4 protein-coding genes are annotated in these 2,066 nt (G+C 64.7%); all 4 read left to right on the forward strand.

What is annotated here, in order from left to right:
* Positions 1-825, forward strand: an 825-nt coding sequence (locus tag MOV75_RS35905) for a sensor histidine kinase KdpD (protein WP_247007722.1), incomplete at its 5' end; no start/stop codon positions are given.
* Positions 822-1,331 carry an HPr kinase/phosphorylase gene (locus MOV75_RS35910; protein ID WP_246932219.1) on the forward strand — a complete coding sequence of 170 codons (510 nt, stop codon included), beginning with the start codon at positions 822-824 and terminating at the stop codon, positions 1,329-1,331. The genes MOV75_RS35905 and MOV75_RS35910, both read left to right, overlap by 4 nt.
* A 177-nt stretch (positions 1,332-1,508) precedes the next feature.
* Positions 1,509-1,910 carry a PTS sugar transporter subunit IIA gene (locus tag MOV75_RS35915; protein WP_007597752.1) on the forward strand — a complete coding sequence of 134 codons (402 nt, stop codon included), beginning with the start codon at positions 1,509-1,511 and terminating at the stop codon, positions 1,908-1,910.
* A partial coding sequence (locus MOV75_RS35920; RefSeq protein WP_247007726.1) for an HPr family phosphocarrier protein occupies positions 1,907-2,066 on the forward strand: 160 nt, incomplete at its 3' end. The genes MOV75_RS35915 and MOV75_RS35920, both read left to right, overlap by 4 nt.

Genomic DNA, 2,066 nt, shown 5'->3' on the forward strand with positions numbered 1-2,066 from the left:
CGCCGCATCAAGGCCCGCATCGAGATCCCCGATTTCACCCGCCGCCGCGACGAGATCGGCCATCTCTCCGGCGCGTTGCGCGACATGACCAGCGCACTGTACAGCCGCATCGAGGCGATCGAGATGTTCGCCGCCGATGTCGCGCATGAACTGAAGAACCCGCTGACCTCGCTGCGCTCGGCGGTCGAAACGCTGCCGCTGGCGCGCAACGAGAACAGCCGTGCGCGCCTGCTCGAGGTGATCGAGCACGACGTCAAGCGGCTCGACCGCCTCATCTCCGACATCTCCGACGCCAGCCGGCTCGATGCCGAATTGCAGCGCCAGGACGCGATCCCGGTCGACCTGCGCCGCCTGCTGACGACGCTGGTGTCCGTCGCCAATGAAACCAAGCTCGGCCACGACGTCGCGGTCGAGACGCGCTTCGAAGGCCGCGGCGCGTCCGACACGCTCGCCGTGACCGGCCACGATTCACGGCTCGGGCAAGTGGTCTCCAACCTGCTCTCCAACGCACAATCGTTCTCGGAGCGCGGCAGCAAGGTGCGCCTCACCTGCCGCCGCGTCCGCGGAGAGATCGAGATCGTGGTCGACGACGACGGCCCCGGCATTCGCGACGATGCGCTGGAGCGCATCTTCGAGCGCTTCTACACCGATCGGCCGCATCAGGGCTTTGGCCAGAACTCTGGCCTTGGCCTGTCGATCTCCAAGCAGATCATCGACGCGCATGGCGGACGCATCTGGGCCGAGAACCGCGCAGGCCCGCCGGATGACGAGGGCGTTCCGACGGTAGCAGGCGCGCGCTTCGTCGTGAGGCTGCCGGCGCTATGAGCCAAGGCAGATCGAAAGACGGCAGCTCGAACAAGGGCGGGCCGAGCATTCATGCCTCCGCGGTCAAGGTCGGGCAGCGGGCGGTGCTGATCCGAGGGCCTTCGGGCTCCGGCAAGTCGCGCCTTGCCTTTGATTTGATCATGGCGGGCCGCACTGGGGTGGTCGAAACGGCCGTTCTGGTCGGGGACGACCGTGTCCATCTGGCGACAGTCGGCGATGAAATTGAAGTTCGCCCGGCGCCTCGCCTGGCGGGCCTGATCGAGGTCCGGGGCCTGGGGATCCGCCGCTGCGACTTCGTGGAGCATGCGACCGTCGGTCTCGTGGTCGATCTGGACGCGGCCGACGCGGAGCGCCTGCCGCCGGCAGAATCCCTGAAAACAAGCATTTTCGGTGTCGAAATACCGCGAATCCCCGTTAGCCGCGACTATTCACCGCTCCCCCTGGTTGTCGCGGCCTTGACCACTACCAAGAGTTCATCTTCCGTAACCCTTCCGCCGATTGTTTGAAGGGAAATGGTAACCATATGAACCCCACTATCGCGACCGAATAGACCGGCGCAGCTCCCCTCATACATCCGTATAGATTCAGGGAGATACGCAACATCCCCTCTTGCGCGGGGGCTCTGGATGGTCAAAGTGGCGCGTTCGTGCGGTGCACCAAAAGCGCCCGCGAGGAGTTTTCCGATGATTGGTCTAGTACTTGTGACCCACGGGCGCCTTGCCGACGAATTCAAGGCAGCGCTTGAACATGTCATGGGGCCACAAAAGCAAATCGAAGCGATCACGATCGGTGCCGAGGATGATTCCGATCTCTGTCGAAGCGACATCATCGAGGCGGTTAACCGCGTCGATTCCGGCGACGGCGTTGCGATCCTCACCGACATGTTCGGCGGCACACCGTCGAACCTCGCAATATCCTGCATGAGTCGGCCCAAGGTCGAGGTTCTCGCGGGCATCAACCTTCCGATGCTGGTGAAGCTCGCCAAGGTGCGCGAGGAGCGTCCGTTGCCCGACGCGATCGCGATGGCTCAGGAAGCAGGCCGCAAATACGTCACGATCGCCAGCCGCGTGCTCGCCGGCAAATGAGCGAGGAGGCGCCACAAGCGGGGACAGGCGTGCCCGCGGGCGCGATCTCCAAGGACCTCCTGATCATCAACAAGCGCGGCCTGCATGCGCGCGCCTCGGCGAAATTCGTCCAGGCGGTCGAGCGCTTCGACGCGCAGGTGTGGGTGCCGCGCGGCG

This window comes from Bradyrhizobium sp. PRIMUS42 (assembly GCF_023006515.1).
Classification (GTDB): domain Bacteria; phylum Pseudomonadota; class Alphaproteobacteria; order Rhizobiales; family Xanthobacteraceae; genus Bradyrhizobium.